The organism is Pseudomonas putida (genome assembly GCF_009883635.2).
Lineage (GTDB): Bacteria > Pseudomonadota > Gammaproteobacteria > Pseudomonadales > Pseudomonadaceae > Aquipseudomonas > Aquipseudomonas putida_W.
In genome coordinates this window covers 2906849-2925258 of sequence record NZ_CP026115.2, presented here as the reverse complement: position 1 = coordinate 2925258, position 18410 = coordinate 2906849, and the positions used below count along the sequence as shown (strand labels likewise).

Here is an 18410-nt window from a genome sequence, read left to right as displayed (position 1 = left end):
TGCGCGAGTGGGTGGCCCTGCCCGACCTCGGCGTGGCGGGCCTGCGCGCCAAGATCGACACCGGTGCCAGCACCTCAAGCCTGCATGCCACCGAGGTCGAGCCGTTCGAGCGTAACGGCCAACCTTGGGTGCGCTTCACCGCCCACCTCGGCTCGGTCGTGCAACTGCGCCACCGCCGCTGTGAAGCGCCGCTGGTGACCATGAAGACCATCAAGAGCTCCAACGGCCAGGCGCAGACCCGGTACGTGATCCGCACCACACTGGCCCTGGGCGATGCGGTCTGGGAAGTCGAGTTTACCCTGGCCTGCCGCAAGAACATGCGCTATCGCCTGCTGCTGGGTTCGAAGGCGCTCATACACGGCCAACTGGTGGTCAACCCCGGCCTGAAATACGTACAAGACAAACCGGCCTATCCGGCCACCCTCTCCCCTGTCACAGGTGCTGCATGAAGATCGCTGTGCTGTCGCGCAATCCGCGTCTGTATTCCACCCGCCGTCTGGTCGAAGCCGGTACCCAGCGGGGCCATGAAATGGTGGTGATCGACACCCTGCGGGCCTACATGAACATCGCCAGCCACAAGCCGCAGATCCACTACCGCGGCAAGCCGCTGGAGGGCTTCGATGCGGTGATCCCGCGTATCGGCGCTTCAGTGACCTTCTACGGCTGCGCGGTGCTGCGCCAGTTCGAAATGATGGGCGTGTACCCGCTGAACGAATCAGTGGCCATCGCCCGTTCGCGTGACAAGCTGCGCTCGCTGCAATTGCTGTCGCGTCGTGGCATTGGCCTGCCTATTACCGGTTTCGCCCACTCGCCGGATGACATCCCCGACCTGATCCAGATGGTCAATGGCGCGCCACTGGTGATCAAGGTGCTGGAAGGCACCCAAGGCATCGGTGTGGTGCTGTGCGAAACCACCAAGGCCGCCGAGTCGGTGATCGAGGCATTCATGGGGCTGAAGCAGAACATCATGGTCCAGGAATACATCAAGGAGGCCGGTGGTGCGGATATCCGCTGCTTCGTGGTAGGCGACAAGGTCATCGCCTCTATGAAACGCCAGGCCAAACCAGGGGAGTTCCGCTCCAACCTGCACCGCGGCGGAGTGGCCAGCCTGATCAAGATCACCCCCGAAGAGCGCATGACGGCCATTCGTGCCGCCAAGGTGATGGGGCTGAGCGTGGCGGGGGTGGATATCCTGCGCTCCAACCATGGGCCGTTGGTGATGGAAGTGAACTCGTCGCCTGGGCTGGAAGGGATCGAAACGACCACCGGCAAGAACGTGGCCGCGATGATCATCGAGCACCTGGAAAAGAATGGCGGGCCGAATCAGACCCGCACCAAAGGCAAAGGGTGACTCAAGCCTGCAACGGCCCCTTCGCGGCTTTAGCCGCGAAGGGGCCAGTGAAACTCATACCGCATTACGCGGCAGCAGCAATCCCAACGGCAAGCGCACTCGCGCCTCGATACCGCCACCGGAGCGGTTGCGCAACTCGACATTCCCACCATGTTGCGCCGCAATCCGCTTGACGATCGCCAAGCCCAACCCGGTTCCCTTGCCCCCACGGGCGCGGTCCCCGCGAATGAACGGGTTGAAGATGGTTTCCAGCTCCGATTCGTCGATCCCGGTACCCCGGTCCAACACGCTGAGCACCACATACGGCGCGCTCTCGTCTCCAGACACATAGGCCGCCACCTCGACGCCCTTGCCAGCATGATGCAGGGCATTGCCGATCAGGTTGCCAAGCATGCGCTTGAGCGAAACCCTGCGCAGCGGGAACGGCGGAATCGGCTCCAGGCAAAGACGCACGCGTTCTTTCGGTTGGTTATAGGGTGCCACCACTTCACGCACCAGGTCGGCCAGGTCGACCTCCTCGACCGGCTCGTCCCGCCCATCGCGGATGAACGCGAGGAACTGGTCTAGAATCGCGTCCATGTCCTCGATGTCGCGGACCATGTCATCACTCAGCTCGTTGTCGCTGTTCAGCAGCGACAGCGACAGCCGCAGCCGCGTAAGCGGCGTACGCAGGTCATGGGAAACCCCCGCCAGCATCAACTCCCGTTCACGACCGGCCTGCTCGACATCTTCAGCCATCTGGTTGAAGGCCCGGTAAACCTCGGTCATTTCGCTAGGCGTGTCGCTGATCGGCAAGCGCACGCTGCGCCCCTGGCCTACCTGACGGGCAGCGAATACCAAGCGCTTCAACGGCTGGTTGAGCTGGCGCACGAAGATCCACGCCGAGGCGGTGGACAACAGGCCGATGGCCAGGAACCAGCCCAGCACGTTCCAGATCTTCTGCCCACGCAGCGGGTGCGGGTATAGCGGCACCTTGAGCCAGCCCGGGCCCAGGCTCGGTGCGTTCACCCACAGCGCTGGTGGCGCATGGATGCGCAGGCGCACCTCAGTGTCTTCACCCAGCTCGGCCTGCATCTGCCGCTGGTAGATCTCGCTGTAAGGCCAGTGCTGCTCACCCTCCGGCACGCCGGAACCGGTGACCCGGATCAGCCCGGCGGCTTCGGCGATCTTGTCACGGTTTTCTTCATCCGCCGCCCAATAGGCGCGCAGGGTCAGTGCCACACCGTGGCTGTACTGCCGATCGACCAGCACGTCCTCGTTCATCAGCAGGTAGACCAGCGTCAATGCCTTGGAGAACAGGACAACGATCAGCACCAGCCACAGGGTGCGGGCAAAGAAGCTTTGCGGGAACCAGAGCGGCGTTTTCATCGACGGCGAAGCATCATTTGCCAGCGTTTCCGTCTGGTACGAACACGTAGCCTACGCCCCAGACCGTCTGGATGTAGCGTGGCTTGGACGGGTCCGGTTCGATCATGCGGCGCAGGCGCGAGATCTGCACGTCGATGGAGCGCTCCAGGGCGTCCCACTCGCGGCCACGGGCCAGGTTCATCAGCTTGTCGCGGGTCAGCGGCTCGCGGGCGTGCATCACCAGCGCCTTGAGCACGGCAAACTCACCGGTGGTGAGCATGTGCACTTCTTCGCCACGCTTGAGTTCACGGGTGGCCAGCGACAGCTCGTAGTCGCCGAACGTGACCGACTCATCCTCGCTGCCCGGGGCGCCCGGCACGCTCGGTGCCTGGCGGCGCAGCACGGCCTTGACCCGTGCCATCAGCTCGTCCGGGTTGAACGGCTTGCCCAGGTAGTCGTCAGCGCCCAGTTCCAGGCCCTTGATGCGGCTAAGCTCGTCACCCTTGGCGGTGAGCATGATGATCGGGATCTGGTTGTTCGACTGGCGCAAGCGCTTGCAGGCGGACAGGCCGTCTTCGCCTGGCAGCATCAGGTCGAGCACCACCAGGTTGAACACTTCGCGCGCCAGCAGGCGGTCCATCTGTTCGGTGTTGGGCACCGCGCGGGCGCGGTAGCCCTTGCTGGTGAAGAAACGTTCCAGCAGGCTGCTGAGCCCCGGATCGTCGTCGACGATGAGAATCTTGTCACCTTCAGCGGTGTTTGCGGTGCCGGTCATGAATAACTCCTCTGATATCGCCGCGCATTATGGCGTAGCCATTGCTGCACGTTGCGTGAGCATTGTTAGCAGATTTTTCCCCGGGCGCCAGTTCCGGCTGGCCGGGCGCCATCACCGCAAGCCGTTTGCGATGGGTATAATGCGCGGCTTTCATCCAGCGCCACCGGGCCGAAGGCCCACCGGCGACCCCCGTATTCTCAAATGTCAGGTGGTTTACATGGACAGCATCAACAGCCGTATCGCCGAGGAACTGGGCGTACGCCCCCAGCAGGTCGAGGCGGCCGTGGGCCTGTTGGACGAAGGCTCGACCGTGCCTTTCATCGCCCGTTACCGCAAGGAAGTGACCGGTAGCCTCGACGACACCCAGCTGCGCCACCTGGAAGAGCGCCTGCGCTACCTGCGCGAACTCGACGAGCGCCGCGCCAGCATCCTGTCCAGCATCGAGGAACAGGGCAAGCTGACTCCGGAGCTGGCCCGCGAGATCAAGCTGGCCGACACCAAGACCCGCCTCGAAGACCTCTACCTGCCGTACAAGCAGAAGCGCCGCACCAAGGGCCAGATCGCCCTGGAAGCCGGCCTCGGCGAGCTGGCCGACGGCCTGTTCAACGACCCGAACCTGGCCCCGGAAAGCGAAGCCGCGCGCTTCGTCGACGCGGAAAAAGGCGTGGCCGACGTCAAGGCCGCGCTGGAAGGCGCCAAGTACATCCTCATGGAGCGCTTCGCCGAGGACGCCGCCCTGCTCGACAAGCTGCGCAACTTCCTCAAGCAGGAAGCGGTGCTAAGCGCCCGCGTGGTGGCCGGCAAGGAAGAAGAAGGCGCCAAGTTCCGCGACTACTTCGCCCATGACGAACTGCTGCGCACCGCCCCGTCGCACCGTGCCCTGGCGATCTTCCGCGGGCGCAACGAAGGCGTGCTGAGCGCCTCGCTCAAGGTCGGCGAAGAGCTGCCGGGCACCCTGCACCCGTGCGAACTGATGATCGGCAACCACGTCGGCATCGAAAACCGCAGCCGCCCAGCCGACAAATGGTTGGGCGAGGTGGTGCGCTGGACCTGGAAGGTCAAGCTCTACACCCACCTGGAAACCGACCTGTTCGGCGAGCTGCGCGACAATGCCGAAGGCGAGGCGATCAACGTCTTCGCCCACAACCTGCACGACCTGTTGCTGGCCGCCCCGGCCGGCCCGCGCGCCACCCTGGGATTCGACCCGGGCCTGCGCACCGGCTGCAAGATCGCCGTGGTCGATGCCACCGGCAAGCTGCTTGATTACACCACGGTCTACCCGCACGCGCCGAAGAATGACTGGGACCGCACCATTTCCATCATGGCCGCCCTGTGCGCCAAGCACTCGGTGGAGCTGATCGCCATCGGCAACGGCACCGCCAGCCGCGAGAGCGACAAGCTGGTGGCCGAGCTGGTCAAGAAATACCCGGCACTGAAGATCACCAAGATCATGGTCTCCGAGGCAGGTGCTTCGGTGTACTCGGCATCTGAACTGGCCGCTCGCGAATTCCCGGACCTGGACGTATCGATCCGTGGTGCCGTTTCGATTGCCCGCCGCCTGCAGGACCCGCTGGCCGAACTGGTGAAGATCGACCCGAAATCCATCGGGGTCGGCCAGTATCAGCACGACGTTTCGCAAATCAAGCTGGCCCGTGGCCTGGACGCCGTGGTCGAGGACTGCGTGAACGCCGTAGGCGTCGACGTGAACACCGCTTCGGTGGCGCTACTGACCCGTATTTCGGGCCTGAACGCGACCCTGGCGCAGAACATCGTCGCCCACCGCGACGCCAACGGCCCATTCGCTACCCGTGCGGCGCTGAAAAAGGTCAGCCGCCTGGGCGAGAAGACCTTCGAACAGGCTGCTGGCTTCCTGCGCGTGATGAACGGCGACAACCCGCTCGACGCCTCCGCCGTGCACCCCGAGGCCTACCCGCTGGTGCAGCGCATCGCCGCCGGCACCGACCGCGACATCCGCTCGCTGATCGGCGACAGCGGTTTCCTCAAGCGCCTGGACCCGAAAAAATTCACCGACGAGACCTTCGGCCTGCCGACCGTCACCGACATCCTCCAGGAACTGGACAAACCCGGCCGTGACCCACGCCCCGAGTTCAAGACCGCCACCTTCCAGGACGGCGTCGAGGACCTCAAGGACCTGGAGCCGGGCATGATCCTCGAAGGCGTGGTGACCAACGTCACCAACTTTGGTGCCTTCGTCGACATCGGCGTGCACCAGGACGGCCTGGTGCACATCTCGGCGCTGTCGGAGAAGTTCGTCAAGGACCCGCGTGAAGCGGTCAAGGCCGGCGACGTGGTCAAGGTCAAGGTCATGGAAGTGGACATCCCGCGCAAGCGGGTCGGCCTGTCCATGCGCATGAGCGACACCCCGGGCGAGAAAGTTGAAGGCAACCGTGGCGGCAACCGTGGCAATGGCGGCAACCGCCAGCAGCAGGCGCCGCGCCAGCGTGAAACCGCCACTGCAGCTCCGGCCAACAACGCCATGGCCGCCCTGTTCGCCAACGCCAAGCAGCTGAAGAAGAAGTAATGGACATCGCCAAGGAACTGGTCCAGAGCGCCTACAGCCAGCTCCTTGGCTGCCGCGTGCAACGCCTGGATACAGGCGTTGCCGAGGTGGCCTTGGCGCTCGAGCCGCACCTGCGCAACCGCGGCCAGAAGCTGCACGGCGGGGCAATCTTCAGCCTTGTGGACATCACCATGGGCCTGGCTTGCTCGGCCAGCCACGGTTTCGACCAGCAGAGCGTGACCATCGAATGCAAGATCAACTACATGCGCGCCGTCAGCGACGGTGAAGTGCTGTGCACCGCCCGAGTGCTGCACGCCGGGCGCCGTACCCTGGTGGTCGACGCCGACGTAGTTCAAGGCGACAAACTGGTGGCAAAAGCGCAAGGAACCTTCGCGGTTCTCTAGCTCACCAAGGGGTATCTGCGGTATTTTTCGGCAGTGCGCTGGCACTGCCGGAACCGCGTAAACCAGGCGACAACGCCAGTTCCTTTTTTCCTACCCTTGTAGACCGTCATCTCTACCCCCATATTGGGGCGACTGACGCGTGAAGGAATACATCTTGAGCGACCTCCTCAACCGCCGCCTGAGCTTGCTCGGCGCCAATCTTCCCCTGCTCAAGCAGTGCCTGCACGGTATTGAGCGCGAATGCCTGCGCGTTACCGACGAAGGTCGCCTGGCCCAGACCCCGCACCCGGAAGCACTGGGATCGGCGCTGACCAACGAGCAGATCACCACCGACTACTCCGAATCGCTGCTGGAGTTCATCACCCCGGCCCTGCCTGACCCGGCCAAGGTGCTCGAAAGCCTCGAACAGACCCACCGCTTCGTCTACAGCAAGCTCGGCGACGAATTCCTGTGGAGCCCGTCGATGCCCTGCACGCTGCCGGCCGAGGAAGACATCCCGATCGCCGAGTACGGCACTTCGAACATCGGCAAGCTCAAGCACGTCTACCGCAAGGGCCTGGCCCTGCGTTACGGCCGCACCATGCAGTGCATCGCCGGTATCCATTACAACTTCTCGCTGCCTGAAGCGCTGTGGCCACTGTTGCGCGATGCCGAAGGTGGCGAGGAAAGCGACCGCGACTACCAGTCCTCGGCATACATCGCGCTGATCCGCAACTTCCGCCGCTACAGCTGGCTGCTGATGTACCTGTTCGGCGCCTCGCCGGCACTGGACAAGGGCTTCCTGCGTGGCCGCCCGCACCAGCTCGAAGAGCTGGACGCCGAAACCCTGTACCTACCCTACGCCACCAGCCTGCGCATGAGCGACCTGGGCTACCAAAGCAACGCCCAGGCCGGCCTCACGCCCTGCTACAACAACCTCGCCAGCTACACCGACAGCCTGCGCAAGGCCGTGGGCACGCCCTACCCGCCTTACGTCGAGGTCGGTACGCATGTGGATGGCGAATGGGTGCAGTTGAACACCAACATCCTGCAGATCGAGAACGAGTACTACTCGAACATCCGCCCGAAACGCGTCACCTACACCGGCGAGCGGCCGATCCAGGCGCTGACCTCGCGCGGCGTGCAGTACGTCGAAGTGCGCTGCCTGGACATCAACCCGTTCCTGCCGGTCGGTATCGACCTGACCGAAGCGCGCTTCCTCGACGCCTTCCTGCTGTTCTGCGCCCTTGAAGAGAGCCCGCAGCTGGACAACGGCGAGTGCGGCCAGTGCACCAGCAACTTCCTTACCGTGGTCAAGGAAGGCCGTCGCCCGGGCCTGGAACTGCAGCGCAACGGCCAGCCTGTTGCCCTGCGCGAATGGGCCACCGAGCTGATCAGCCGCATCGGCCAGCTGGCGACCTTGCTCGACAGCGCTCAGGGTGGTGACGAACACGCCAAGGCCCTGGCCACCCAGCAGGCCAAGGTCGATGACGCCTCGCTGACCCCGTCGGCCCAGGTGCTGGCGCGCATGACCGAGCACGACGAAACCTTCGTCCAGTTCTCCCTGCGCCAGAGCCGCCTGCATGCCGAGACCTTCCGCGAGCAACCGCTGTCGGTCGCGGAGCAACAGGCCTTCGAGACCTTGGCCCGCGAGTCGCTCGCCAAGCAGTCCGAGCTGGAACAGGAGGAAGTCGGTGACTTCGACCTGTTCGTCGGTGCCTACCAGGCCAGCATCCTGGCGATCAGCAACTGATGAACCGCACCGCCACCCCACGCAAGCCCCGCGCCAGCAGCCAGGCCAGGATCGAAGCGATCCTGGCGGCCGCGCGCGAGCTGCTGGCTGAACAAGGGGTGGCGGCCCTGTCGATCTACAGCGTGGCCGAGCGGGCACAGATTCCGCCTTCGTCGGTCTACCACTTCTTTGCCAGCGTCCCGGCCTTGCTGGAAGCGCTGACCGCTGATGTGCACCGGGCATTTCGCGAGGCCTTGAGTGCGCCCATCGACAGCAGCGCGTTTGCCAGCTGGCATGAGCTGTCGCGGTTGATCGAGCAGCGCATGCTCGACATCTACAACGAGGATGCGGCAGCGCGGCAGTTGATCCTGGCCCAGCATGGGCTCAGTGAAGTGGTGCAGGCCGATCGCCAACACGACATGGAGCTGGGCGACTTGATGCAGAAGTTGTTCGATCAGCACTTTCACCTACCGGCGATGCCGGCCGATGTGGACGTGTTTGCCCTGGCTATGGAGCTGAGCGACCGGGTGTATGCGCGGTCGGTGCAGCTGCATGAGGCGATCACCCCACGAATGGCCGAGGAAGGCAAGCGGGTGTTCGAGGCGTATCTGGGGCTTTATCTGCCGCCTTTCCTGGCCAAACGTTCAGCTTGAGCCCTTCGCGGGACAAGCCCGCGAAGGACCGCCCAGCGGTCCCAAGGCAGTCACAATCACAGCTTGGCGATGGATACTTCGGTCGATTTCACAAAGGCGATCACTTCACTGCCCACCTGCAGTTCCAGCTCTTTCACAGAGCGGGTAGTAATCACCGAAGTGACGATACCCGAGGCCGTCTGCACGTCGATTTCCGACAATACCGGGCCTTCGAGGATTTCTTTCACAGTGCCTTTGAACTGGTTGCGGACGTTGATGGCTTTGATGGTCATGGCTTGATTCCTTCTCTTTGGCTTCAGTGCGCCCAACGCAGTTGCGTAGGCAAAGGGGCTACAGGGTCCGGCTCGGGCGCAGTGCCCGGGGCCGACAGAACACGGTTGAGAACTTCGCTTTCCAGCGCGGCCAAGCGGTGCGAACCACGCGCCCTGGGCCGAGCCAGTTCGACGTTGAGGTCCAGGCCGACTTCGCCGTCCTCGATCAGGATCACCCGATCTGCGACGGCCACCGCCTCGTTGACGTCGTGGGTCACCAGCAGGACGGTGAAGCCGTGCTGACGCCACAGGCGTTCGATCAGTTGCTGCATCTCGATGCGGGTCAGCGCATCCAGCGCGCCCAGCGGCTCATCCAGCAACAGCAGGCGCGGTTGGTGGATCAAGGCGCGGGCCAGGGCCACGCGCTGCTTCTGGCCACCGGACAACGCCGCCGGCCACTCGTTGGCGCGATCAGCCAGGCCAACTGCCTCCAGGGCATCCAGCGCACGCTGGCGCCAATCACCGCGCAGGCCCAGGCCGACGTTGTCGATCACCTTCTTCCAGGGCAGCAGGCGCGCGTCCTGGAACATCAGGCGGGTTTCCTCGCGGGCCTCGCTCAGCGGTGCGGCACCGGCCAGCAACTCACCGGCGCTCGGCTGGTCGAGCCCGGCCAGCAGGCGCAGCAAGGTGCTCTTGCCGCAACCACTGCGACCGACGATGGCGACGAACTGACCGGCCGGGATATGCAGGTCGATACCCTTCAACACGTCACGCTGACCGAAGGCCTTGCGCAGGCCGTTGGCGGCCAGCGGGATGCCACGCAGCAGGCGTGGCGGCTGTTCCTTGAGCACGGTCATGCGCCCTCCTTCTTCGCCACCTGGTAGGCCGGGTGCCAGCGCAGCCACACCCGTTCCAGGCCGCGGGCGGCGAGGTCGGCGAGCTTGCCGAGCACGGCGTACAGGACGATGGCCAGCACCACTACGTCGGTTTGCAGGAATTCACGCGCATTCATGGCCAGGTAACCGATGCCGGCATTGGCCGAAATGGTCTCGGCAACGATCAACGTCAGCCACATGAAGCCCAGGGCGAAGCGCACCCCGACCAGGATCGAAGGCAGCGCACCGGGCAGGATCACCTGACGGAACAGGCCGAAGCCGGACAGGCCATAACTGCGGGCCATCTCCACCAGTGCCGGGTCGACATTGCGGATGCCGTGGTAGGTGTTCAGGTAGATCGGGAACAGCGTGCCCAGCGCGACCAGGAAGATCTTTGCCGACTCGTCGATACCGAACCACAGGATCACCAGCGGGATCAGCGCCAGATGTGGCACGTTGCGGATCATCTGCACCGAGCTGTCGAGCAGGCGTTCGCCCCAGTTCGACAGGCCGGTGATGAACCCCAGCACGAGGCCGATGCTGCCGCCGATCACGAAGCCTAGCCCGGCCCGCCAGCCACTGATGGCCAGGTGGGTCCAGATTTCACCGCTGCGCACCAGCTCGACGCCAGCACTGACCACCGCGCTCGGCGCAGGCAGGATGCGGGTCGACAGCCAGCCGGCGCTGACCGCCAGTTGCCAGGCCGCCAGCAGCAGCACTGGCAGCGCCCATGGCGCCAGACGCTGGCTCAGGGTGGTGGAGGTTGCTCGACTCATGGCCCGGCCCTCAGCTCTGCGCGACGGACTTGGGCAGGATGTCGTTGGCGACCATCTCGCCGAACGGGCTCACGTAGCCACCAGTCTTGGCCTGCTCCGGGCGCTGCACATCGAGGTGCGGGAACAGCAGTTCGGCCACCCGATACGACTCTTCCAGGTGTGGATAACCGGAGAAGATGAAGGTATCGATACCCAGTTCGGCGTATTCCTTGACCCGTGCCGCCACGGTCGCGCCATCGCCGACCAGCGCGGTGCCGGCACCGCCACGCACCAGGCCGACACCGGCCCAGAGGTTAGGGCTGACTTCCAGGTTGTCGCGGTTGCCCTTGTGCAGGGCCGCCATGCGTTGCTGGCCGACCGAGTCGAAACGGGCCAGCGAGGCCTGGGCACGGGCGATGGTGTCGTCGTCCAGGTGCGAGATCAGCTTGTCCGCGGCAGCCCAGGCTTCTTCGTTGGTCTCCCGCACGATCACGTGCAGGCGGATGCCGAAGCGTACTTCGCGGCCCTGGGCGGCAGCTTTCTCACGTACCTGGGCGATCTTCTCGGCAACGGCGCTCGGCGGTTCGCCCCAGGTCAGGTACAGCTCGACCTGCTCGGCCGCAAGGTCCTGGGCCGCGTCCGACGAGCCACCAAAGTACAGCGGCGGGCGCGGTTGCTGGATCGGTGGATAAAGGAGCTTGGCGCCCTTCACCTGGATGTGCTTGCCGTCGTAGTCGACGGTTTCGCCTTCCAGCACCTTGCGCCAGATGCGGGTGAACTCGACCGAGGCTTCGTAACGCTCCTGGTGGTTCAGGTGCAGGCCGTCACCGGCCAGTTCATCAGGGTCGCCCCCGGTCACCAGGTTGAACAGCGCACGGCCGTTGGACAGCCGATCGAGGGTCGCGGCCTGGCGTGCGGCCACGGTCGGCGAAATGATGCCTGGGCGCAGGGCTACCAGGAACTTCAGGCGCTGGGTCACCGGAATCAGCGACGCTGCCACCAGCCAGGAGTCTTCGCAGGAACGCCCGGTAGGGATCAGCACCCCTCCGAAACCCAGGCGGTCGGCGGCCTGGGCGATTTGCTGCAGGTAACCGTGATCGACCGCGCGGGCGCCGTCGGAAGTGCCCAGGTACTTGCCGTCACCGTGGGTAGGGAGGAACCAGAAAATGTTAAGGCTCATTGGAGTTGTCTCCTCAAGGGTGGCGAGGGCCAGGGCGGCGCCCCGGCGCAGGCAAATCAATCAAGGCGCAGTGGCGACCTTGGCCGGGGGTGTCCAGATCACGTCCTTGATGCTCAGCGGCTTGGGAATCAGCTTGAGCGCCTGGAAGGTGTCGGCGATCTTCTGTTGGGCGGCCACCACTTGCGGGGTGAGCGGCTGGGCACCATAGCCTTGGCGCTTGACCGAGGTCAGGGTGATGTCGGCAGGCAGGCCGAGCAGTGGCGCGACCTGGTCGGTGACTTCCTGCGGGTTGGCCTGGGACCACTGGCCCACGGCACGCACTTCGTCGATCAGGGTGCTGATCACCGCCGGGTGCTGGGTGGCGTAGTTGCGGGTAGCCAGGTAGAACTGGTGGTTGTCGACCAGGCCCTTGCCGTCACGCAGGGTACGGGCCTGCAGCTGTTGCTCGGCGGCGGCCTGGTAAGGGTCCCAGATAACCCAGGCATCGACGCTGCCACGCTCGAAGGCGGCGCGGGCATCGGCAGGTGGCAGGTAGACGGGCTGGATGTCGCTGTACTTGAGGCCGGCATCTTCCAGGGCGCGGACCAGCAGGTAGTGAACGTTTGAGCCTTTGTTGAAGGCGACTTTCTTGCCTTTGAGTTCTTTCACCGACTGGATCGGCGAACCTTTCGGCACGAGGATGGCTTCGCTGTGCGGCGCTGGCGGCTCGTAGGCCACATAGAGCAGGTCGGCGCCAGCGGCCTGGGCGAACACGGGCGGTGTCTCGCCGGTGACACCGAAGTCGATCGAGCCGACGTTCAGCCCTTCGAGCAGCTGCGGGCCGCCAGGGAACTCGGTCCACTGCACCTGAACGCCCTGCTCGGCCAGGCGCTTCTCCAGCGTGCCCTTGGCCTTGAGCAGCACCAGGGTGCCGTATTTCTGATAACCGATACGCAGGCTTTCAGCCTGGGCTTGGGTGATGGCGCCGAAGGACACAGCCGCCGCAAACAGGGCGACCAGACCACGACGCAAGAAGACTGTGCGCATGGCGCTCTCCTGTGCGATTGAGGTTCGGGTTGCACCTGCTTGCCTCGTTGGCGGGCGAGTAAGGTGATGAAGCAATGGCTCGGCCGGTCAGTGGTTTCGGCGGTGCCTGATGTTCTGTTGGAGTGACATTACCAGCCTGTTCATATATCTAGAAATCATATTTTTTCATTTGTTTATTCCATTTCTACTTATGCCATTCAGGTTTTCGCAGGCAAAAAAAAAGGCCGTCGAAACGGCCCGAAAATCCCTGCTATGGCTAAGAGCAATGCAACGAGGAATTCATCAGCGGTTAGGCTGCGGGGTCAGCCGCAGATAGGGCTTCACCGCCCGATAACCTTTCGGGAAGCGCTGCTTGATCTCGTCTTCGTCCTTCAGCGAAGGCACGATCACCACCTCGTCGCCGTCCTGCCAGTTACCTGGCGTGGCGACCTTGTGGTTGTCGGTGAGCTGCAGCGAGTCGATCACCCGCAGGATCTCGTTGAAGTTGCGCCCGGTACTGGCCGGATAGGTGATGGTCAGGCGCACCTTCTTGTTCGGGTCGATGACGAACAGCGAACGCACGGTGAGGGTGTCGCTGGCGTTTGGGTGGATCAGGTCGTACAGGTCGGACACCTTGCGGTCGGCGTCGGCGATGATCGGGAAGTTGACCACGGTGTTCTGGGTCTCGTTGATATCCTCGATCCACTTGTGGTGCGAGTCGACCGGGTCGACCGACAGGGCGATGGCCTTCACGCCGCGCTTGGCGAAGTCTTCCTTGAGCTTGGCGGTCAGGCCCAGTTCGGTGGTGCACACCGGGGTGAAGTCCGCCGGATGGGAGAACAACACACCCCAGCTGCTGCCCAGCCATTCGTGGAATCGGATCTTGCCTTCACTGGATTCCTGCTCGAAGTCCGGGGCGATGTCGCCGAGTTTGAGGCTCATGGGGTGCGGCTCCTGTGCTGTGTTCTGTCGTGTGGGTTCAATGTGCCTGCATTCGATGAGAAACAAAAAGAATAAATAATGATTTATTTATAACTTTTACGCATACGAAATCGCGGCCACAAAAAAGCCTCGCACTAGGCGAGGCTTTTGGTGTGGCTACGACTTACAGGAAGCTGTAAGTGTAGTTCACGATGAAGCGAGCCTGGTCCTGGTCGGCGCTGCTTTCACCCGAACCACGGTAGACGCCCTGACGCAGGCTGAAGCCCAGGCCTTTGAGTGTGCCTTCCTGAATGGTGTAGTCGACGCGTGCGTCACGTTCCCATTCGTTGTAGGTGCCGTGGCCCGACTTGTTACGGATGTCATCACCACGCAGGTAGGCAACCGATGCCTTCAGGCCTGGTACACCCAGGGACGCGAAGTCATAGGAGTACTGACCGAAGTTGGTGTTTTCACCAGCGCGGGCGAACTGGTTGATCATGCTGTCGGTGAACAGGTAGAAGCTGGAGCCACCGGCGCCTTCCGAGGTGCCACTGTCGTTCACCAGGTTGCCCTGATTCAACCAGACAAAGCCGCCGTCATCGCCAACCTGCTGGCGACCGACCATGAACGCGTGACCACCCAGGGTATAGGTGAACATGGCGGACCAGGTCTTGTTGTCAATTTTGCCGTCGGTCTTCTCGTAACCGCCGTTGTTGTTGAAGTTGTACTCGCCTGGGCCACCTTTCTTGTTCTTGCCGTCGGCGCTGCTATCGAAATAGCGCAGGTCGGTCTTGAACGACTGATCGTCAGCGATCTTGAAGACGTGGGTCGCGCCCAGGAAGTGCTGCTTGTAGAAGTCTTCCAGGTTCGAGTAGTAGTACTGCAGGGTCAGGTCTGGAGTGAGCTTGTAGTCCAGGCCGCCGAAGCGGAACTTGTTGCTTTCTGCGGTGGCACCAGCAACGGACAGACCAGTGCGGTTACTCGAAGCACGACCCATGGCGTGAGTCAGCTGACCGGCGTTGATGGTCAGGTTGTCGATTTCCTTCGACTGGATGGTGCCGCCTTCAAAGGTTTGTGGCAGCAGACGGCCGTCGTTGGAAACCAGGATTGGCAGGTTCGGCGCCAGGGCGCTACCGAAGTGTACTTCGGTCTTGGAGAAGCGAGCCTTGGCATTGGCGCCGAAGCGAGCCCACTGGGCAGCTGCGCCCTTGCCGTCATCCGGGAAGAAACCGGATTTGTGGTAACCCTCACCACCATCCAGGTGGATACCCCACAGCGCCTGCGCGTCAACACCAAAGCCTACGGTGCCTGGAGTGAAGCCCGAAATATAGTCGAGCTTGAAGCCCTGACCCGACTCACGCTGATCCGGGCGCTCTGCAGTGCCAGTAGCGTGCGCTTCACGGTTGTCGTTGTTGAAGTACATGGTGCGCGAGCTCAGCGCCAGTTTGCTGTCTTCAACGAAACCGGCAGCGCCTGCTGTTTGGGCGAAAACCCCCAGTGCCACGGCCACGGCCAGGCTGGACTTGTACATGTTTTGCTCCTCTACGTTCTAATTCTTGTGTATCTCTGGCGGCAGGATCTGTTGCCCCGCTCAACCGTGGATGGGCGATTAGCCCCAAAGCGTGACCATTAAGTCAATCGTTTCTAAACGTTTCTCGACTTTGGTCTAAGACGCCCCCTGCGCTACAGGATAATGACAATCCTATAAATCCAAAATGACCGTTTTATGAATTTGTAAGATTATTAAGGAATATCGTAGGAACCTTTACTGCGAAAAGTTGTATCGACCTCGTCAATCATACCTTTAGGTTATTTGCAAACGTTTGCCGACCAGCAACCGATCACCCACCCTTACGAAGGGGAAAAAGATTAGCAGTGGATCGCCGTTGCGCTAGCCGCCTTTTCCGGCTCTGGCTAGCGTTAAAGCGTTTGGCTCCTAAGCTAATTCTAAAAAGTTATTTATTTTCGATTTCTTAGATCATCTAGTCTTCTCGCCATCCAATACATCCATTGCCTGACGAGAGGTTCACCATGATCCCGCACGCTCCGCTGCGCCTGTTCGCCGCCCTGACCCTCGCCAGCACCAGCTGGTTGGCCCAGGCTGCCGACCTCACCGTTGCCTATCAAACCACCGTCGACCCGGCCAAGGTGGCCCAGGTCGATGGCAGCTACGAAAAAGCCAGCAAGGCCAGCATCGACTGGCGAAAATTCGATAACGGCGCGGACGTGATCACCGCCGTGGCCAGCGGCGACGTGCAGATCGGCTACCTCGGCTCCAGCCCGCTGGCTGCCGCAGCAACCCGCAAGCTGCCGGTCGAGACCTTCCTCATCGCCACCCAGATCGGTGCCGGCGAGGCCCTGGTCGCCCGTGACAGCGTCAAGACTCCGCAGGACCTGATCGGCAAGAAAGTCGCCGTGCCGTTCGTTTCCACTGGCCACTACAGCCTGCTGGCCGCGCTGAAAAGCTGGAACATCGACCCGTCCAAGGTGCAGATCCTCAACCTCGCACCACCGGCGATCATCGCCGCCTGGAAGCGTGGCGACATCGACGCCACCTACGTTTGGGACCCGGCCCTGGGCGTGGCCAAGGAAAACGGCAAGGTGCTGATCACCTCGGGCGAACTGGCCGAAAAAGGCGCACCAACCTTCGATGCCTGGATCGTGCGCAAGGACTTCGCCGCCAAACACCCAGAGGTGGTCAAGGCCTTCGCCAAAGTCACCCTCGACGCCTACGCCGACTACCGCAAGGACCCTCAAGCCTGGCTGGCCAACCCGGACAACGTCGCCAAGCTGGCCAAGCTGTCCGGAGCCAAGCCGGCAGATATCCCGGTGCTGTTGCAGGGCAACGTCTACCCGCTGGCCGCCGACCAGGCCAAGGAACTGGGCGCGCCCACCACCCAGGCGCTGACCGACACGGCCACCTTCCTCAAGCAGCAAGGCAAGGTCGACGCGGTACTGCCGGACTACTCGCCGTACGTCAGCGCCCAGTACATCCCCAACTAAGACTGCAACCGCACGGAGCCTGCCATGGCCTTGCTCGAACTGGAGCGCATCAGCGCACAGTACCCCGGCGCTACCGCCCCGGTGCTGGCCGACATCAACCTGAGCCTGGGGCCGCGCCAACTGCTGGTGGCCCTGGGGCCATCCGGCAGTGGCAAGACCTCGCTGCTGAATCTGATCGCCGGCTTCGTCGCCCCGAGCAGCGGGCGCATCACCCTCGACGGTGTGCCGGTACAGGGTCCGGGGGCCGAGCGTGGCGTGGTGTTCCAGGATGATGCCCTGCTGCCTTGGCAGAACGTGCTGGGCAACGTCGCTTTCGGCCTGGAGCTGGCCGGTGTGCCACGCGAACAGCGTGAGGCCAAGGCCCGCGAGATGCTGGCCCTGGTCGACCTCGACGGCTTCGGCGAGCGGCGCATCTGGCAACTGTCCGGTGGCCAGAAGCAGCGCGTCGGCCTGGCCCGGGCGCTGGCTGCCGACCCGCGGGTGCTGCTGATGGACGAACCGTTCGGCGCCCTCGACGCTTTCACCCGCGAGCAGATGCAGGAGCTGCTGCTGCAGGTCTGGCAACGCACCGCCAAACCGGTGTTCCTGATCACCCACGACATCGAGGAAGCGGTATTCCTCGCCAGCGAATTGGTGCTGCTGGCGCCCAACCCCGGCCGCGTCGTCGAGCGCCTGCAGCTGGACTTCGGCCAGCGCTACGCCGCTGGCGAGTCGGCCCGGGCGATCAAGTCTGATCCACGTTTCATCGAAACCCGCGAGCATGTACTGGCCCGCGTGTTCTCCCAACGCCAAAACCTGCAGGAGCGCGCATGAGCAGCCTGGATCTGCCGGTCGCCGGCAAACGCGACAATCAAACCCGGCCCGTCCCCCACGCCCGCCGCCCATTGTCTACCCGCTGGATCAGCACCCTGACCCTGGCCAGCCTGCTGCTCTTCTGGTGGCTGGTGACGGCCGCCGGCTGGATCGAACCGCTGTTCCTGCCCTCGCCCGGCGACATCCTGGCCAAGGCCTGCACCCTGCTCACCCAGGGCTATATGGACGCCAGCCTGTGGCAGCACCTGGGCGCCAGCCTGGGGCGCATCGGCCTGGCCCTGGTCGCCGCGACCCTGACCGCCATCCCGGTCGGCATCGCTATCGGCTACAACCGAGTGGCACGTGGCATCCTCGACCCGCTGATCGAGTTCTACCGGCCGATCCCGCCACTGGCCTATCTGCCGTTGATCGTCATCTGGTGCGGGATCGGCGAGCTGTCCAAGGTGCTGCTGATCTACCTGGCGATCTTCGCCCCGATTGCCATCGCCACCGCCACCGGCGTGCGCACCGTCGACCCGGCCAAGCTGCGTGCCGCGCAGTCGCTGGGCGCAACCAAGGTGCAGTTGATCCGCCACGTGATCCTGCCCAGCGCCCTGCCCGACATCCTGACCGGCATCCGCATCGGCCTGGGGGTCGGCTGGTCGACCCTGGTCGCCGCCGAGCTGATCGCCGCCACCAGCGGCCTGGGCTTCATGGTGCAGTCAGCGGCGCAGTTTTTGGTAACCGACGTTGTGGTGCTGGGCATCCTGCTGATCGCCCTGATCGCCTTCGCCCTGGAAATGGGCCTGCGCGCCCTGCAACGCAAGCTGGTGCCCTGGCACGGGCAGAGCCACTGAATTCCTGTT

Annotated in this window: 18 protein-coding genes; 9 read left to right on the top strand and 9 right to left on the bottom strand. The window is 63.5% G+C overall.

All coding sequences use genetic code 11. From position 1 onward, the window contains the following. The first annotated feature begins 32 nt into the window (after positions 1 to 32). Both C2H86_RS13215 and rimK read left to right on the top strand, forming a co-directional pair. Positions 33 to 449, top strand: a complete 417-nt coding sequence (locus tag C2H86_RS13215) for an ATP-dependent zinc protease family protein (RefSeq protein WP_240349720.1) — start codon at positions 33 to 35, stop codon at positions 447 to 449. Continuing rightward, positions 446 to 1351 (top strand): 30S ribosomal protein S6--L-glutamate ligase, encoded by a 906-nt coding sequence (rimK, locus tag C2H86_RS13210; RefSeq protein WP_103448592.1) that lies wholly within the window; start codon positions 446 to 448, stop codon positions 1349 to 1351. Before C2H86_RS13215 ends, rimK begins: the two co-directional genes overlap by 4 nt. Before the next feature lie 54 nt (positions 1352 to 1405). Here the strand turns inward: rimK and C2H86_RS13205 are convergent, their stop codons facing one another. Together C2H86_RS13205 and ompR are read right to left on the bottom strand one after the other, a co-directional pair. After that, entirely contained in the window at positions 1406 to 2719 is a 1314-nt protein-coding gene (locus C2H86_RS13205) for an ATP-binding protein (protein ID WP_159412857.1), read from the bottom strand. 13 nt (positions 2720 to 2732) lie between these two features. Next, on the bottom strand, positions 2733 to 3473 hold the full coding sequence (ompR, locus tag C2H86_RS13200) for an osmolarity response regulator transcription factor OmpR (RefSeq protein ID WP_159412856.1): 741 nt from the start codon (positions 3471 to 3473) through the stop codon (positions 2733 to 2735). 217 nt (positions 3474 to 3690) lie between these two features. Between ompR and C2H86_RS13195 the strand changes: the two genes are divergently transcribed. The 4 genes from C2H86_RS13195 to C2H86_RS13180 all read left to right on the top strand — a co-directional run bounded on the left by C2H86_RS13195 (position 3691) and on the right by C2H86_RS13180 (position 8762). Continuing rightward, entirely contained in the window at positions 3691 to 6015 is a 2325-nt protein-coding gene (locus C2H86_RS13195) for a Tex family protein (RefSeq protein ID WP_159412855.1), read from the top strand. After that, positions 6015 to 6398: a PaaI family thioesterase gene (locus tag C2H86_RS13190; RefSeq protein WP_159412854.1), complete on the top strand. Its 384-nt coding sequence runs from the start codon at positions 6015 to 6017 to the stop codon at positions 6396 to 6398. Before C2H86_RS13195 ends, C2H86_RS13190 begins: the two co-directional genes overlap by 1 nt. Before the next feature lie 154 nt (positions 6399 to 6552). Next, entirely contained in the window at positions 6553 to 8130 is a 1578-nt protein-coding gene (gene gshA, locus C2H86_RS13185) for a glutamate--cysteine ligase (RefSeq protein ID WP_163985964.1), read from the top strand. Further along, entirely contained in the window at positions 8130 to 8762 is a 633-nt protein-coding gene (locus tag C2H86_RS13180; RefSeq protein ID WP_159412852.1) for a TetR/AcrR family transcriptional regulator, read from the top strand. Before gshA ends, C2H86_RS13180 begins: the two co-directional genes overlap by 1 nt. A gap of 56 nt (positions 8763 to 8818) precedes the next feature. Here the strand turns inward: C2H86_RS13180 and C2H86_RS13175 are convergent, their stop codons facing one another. The 7 genes from C2H86_RS13175 to C2H86_RS13145 all read right to left on the bottom strand — a co-directional run bounded on the left by C2H86_RS13175 (position 8819) and on the right by C2H86_RS13145 (position 15280). Beyond that, positions 8819 to 9034, bottom strand: a complete 216-nt coding sequence (locus C2H86_RS13175; protein WP_008095172.1) for a TOBE domain-containing protein — start codon at positions 9032 to 9034, stop codon at positions 8819 to 8821. 23 nt (positions 9035 to 9057) lie between these two features. Continuing rightward, entirely contained in the window at positions 9058 to 9870 is an 813-nt protein-coding gene (gene ssuB, locus C2H86_RS13170; RefSeq protein ID WP_159412851.1) for an aliphatic sulfonates ABC transporter ATP-binding protein, read from the bottom strand. Then, the gene (gene ssuC, locus C2H86_RS13165; RefSeq protein ID WP_159412850.1) at positions 9867 to 10664 is read right to left on the bottom strand and encodes an aliphatic sulfonate ABC transporter permease SsuC; all 798 of its coding nucleotides are present in this window, start codon (positions 10662 to 10664) and stop codon (positions 9867 to 9869) included. Before ssuC ends, ssuB begins: the two co-directional genes overlap by 4 nt. 10 nt (positions 10665 to 10674) lie before the next feature. Beyond that, positions 10675 to 11823 (bottom strand): FMNH2-dependent alkanesulfonate monooxygenase, encoded by a 1149-nt coding sequence (ssuD, locus tag C2H86_RS13160; RefSeq protein WP_159412849.1) that lies wholly within the window; start codon positions 11821 to 11823, stop codon positions 10675 to 10677. Between the two features lie 60 nt (positions 11824 to 11883). After that, positions 11884 to 12849 (bottom strand): sulfonate ABC transporter substrate-binding protein, encoded by a 966-nt coding sequence (locus tag C2H86_RS13155; RefSeq protein WP_159412848.1) that lies wholly within the window; start codon positions 12847 to 12849, stop codon positions 11884 to 11886. A 282-nt stretch (positions 12850 to 13131) separates the two neighbouring features. Beyond that, entirely contained in the window at positions 13132 to 13770 is a 639-nt protein-coding gene (locus C2H86_RS13150; protein WP_027917624.1) for a peroxiredoxin, read from the bottom strand. Between the two features lie 163 nt (positions 13771 to 13933). Further along, a complete protein-coding gene (locus tag C2H86_RS13145) occupies positions 13934 to 15280 on the bottom strand; it encodes an OprD family outer membrane porin (RefSeq protein WP_159412847.1) in 1347 nt (448 codons plus the stop codon). A gap of 500 nt (positions 15281 to 15780) precedes the next feature. On the opposite strand from C2H86_RS13145, the gene tauA reads away from it, so the two are divergent. From tauA to tauC, 3 genes are read left to right on the top strand one after another with little or no spacing between them, the layout of a single operon-like run. Then, a complete protein-coding gene (gene tauA / locus C2H86_RS13140; RefSeq protein WP_159412846.1) occupies positions 15781 to 16752 on the top strand; it encodes a taurine ABC transporter substrate-binding protein in 972 nt (323 codons plus the stop codon). A 24-nt stretch (positions 16753 to 16776) separates the two neighbouring features. Further along, entirely contained in the window at positions 16777 to 17565 is a 789-nt protein-coding gene (gene tauB, locus C2H86_RS13135) for a taurine ABC transporter ATP-binding subunit (protein ID WP_159412845.1), read from the top strand. Then, positions 17562 to 18401, top strand: coding sequence for a taurine ABC transporter permease TauC (gene tauC / locus C2H86_RS13130; RefSeq protein ID WP_159412844.1), 840 nt, complete (start codon positions 17562 to 17564; stop codon positions 18399 to 18401). The genes tauB and tauC overlap by 4 nt, the downstream gene beginning before the upstream one ends. Positions 18402 to 18410: the final 9 nt, after the last annotated feature.

Coding starts and splice junctions, on each gene's coding strand:
- tauA (WP_159412846.1), top strand. CDS start 15,781: ATGATCCCGCACGCTCCGCTGCGCCTGTTCGCCGCCCTGACCCTCGCC.
- ssuB (WP_159412851.1), bottom strand. CDS start 9,870: ATGACCGTGCTCAAGGAACAGCCGCCACGCCTGCTGCGTGGCATCCCG.
- C2H86_RS13155 (WP_159412848.1), bottom strand. CDS start 12,849: ATGCGCACAGTCTTCTTGCGTCGTGGTCTGGTCGCCCTGTTTGCGGCG.
- ssuC (WP_159412850.1), bottom strand. CDS start 10,664: ATGAGTCGAGCAACCTCCACCACCCTGAGCCAGCGTCTGGCGCCATGG.
- C2H86_RS13190 (WP_159412854.1), top strand. CDS start 6,015: ATGGACATCGCCAAGGAACTGGTCCAGAGCGCCTACAGCCAGCTCCTT.
- rimK (WP_103448592.1), top strand. CDS start 446: ATGAAGATCGCTGTGCTGTCGCGCAATCCGCGTCTGTATTCCACCCGC.
- C2H86_RS13180 (WP_159412852.1), top strand. CDS start 8,130: ATGAACCGCACCGCCACCCCACGCAAGCCCCGCGCCAGCAGCCAGGCC.
- C2H86_RS13205 (WP_159412857.1), bottom strand. CDS start 2,719: ATGAAAACGCCGCTCTGGTTCCCGCAAAGCTTCTTTGCCCGCACCCTG.
- C2H86_RS13175 (WP_008095172.1), bottom strand. CDS start 9,034: ATGACCATCAAAGCCATCAACGTCCGCAACCAGTTCAAAGGCACTGTG.
- tauB (WP_159412845.1), top strand. CDS start 16,777: ATGGCCTTGCTCGAACTGGAGCGCATCAGCGCACAGTACCCCGGCGCT.
- ssuD (WP_159412849.1), bottom strand. CDS start 11,823: ATGAGCCTTAACATTTTCTGGTTCCTCCCTACCCACGGTGACGGCAAG.
- C2H86_RS13195 (WP_159412855.1), top strand. CDS start 3,691: ATGGACAGCATCAACAGCCGTATCGCCGAGGAACTGGGCGTACGCCCC.
- tauC (WP_159412844.1), top strand. CDS start 17,562: ATGAGCAGCCTGGATCTGCCGGTCGCCGGCAAACGCGACAATCAAACC.
- C2H86_RS13145 (WP_159412847.1), bottom strand. CDS start 15,280: ATGTACAAGTCCAGCCTGGCCGTGGCCGTGGCACTGGGGGTTTTCGCC.
- ompR (WP_159412856.1), bottom strand. CDS start 3,473: ATGACCGGCACCGCAAACACCGCTGAAGGTGACAAGATTCTCATCGTC.
- C2H86_RS13150 (WP_027917624.1), bottom strand. CDS start 13,770: ATGAGCCTCAAACTCGGCGACATCGCCCCGGACTTCGAGCAGGAATCC.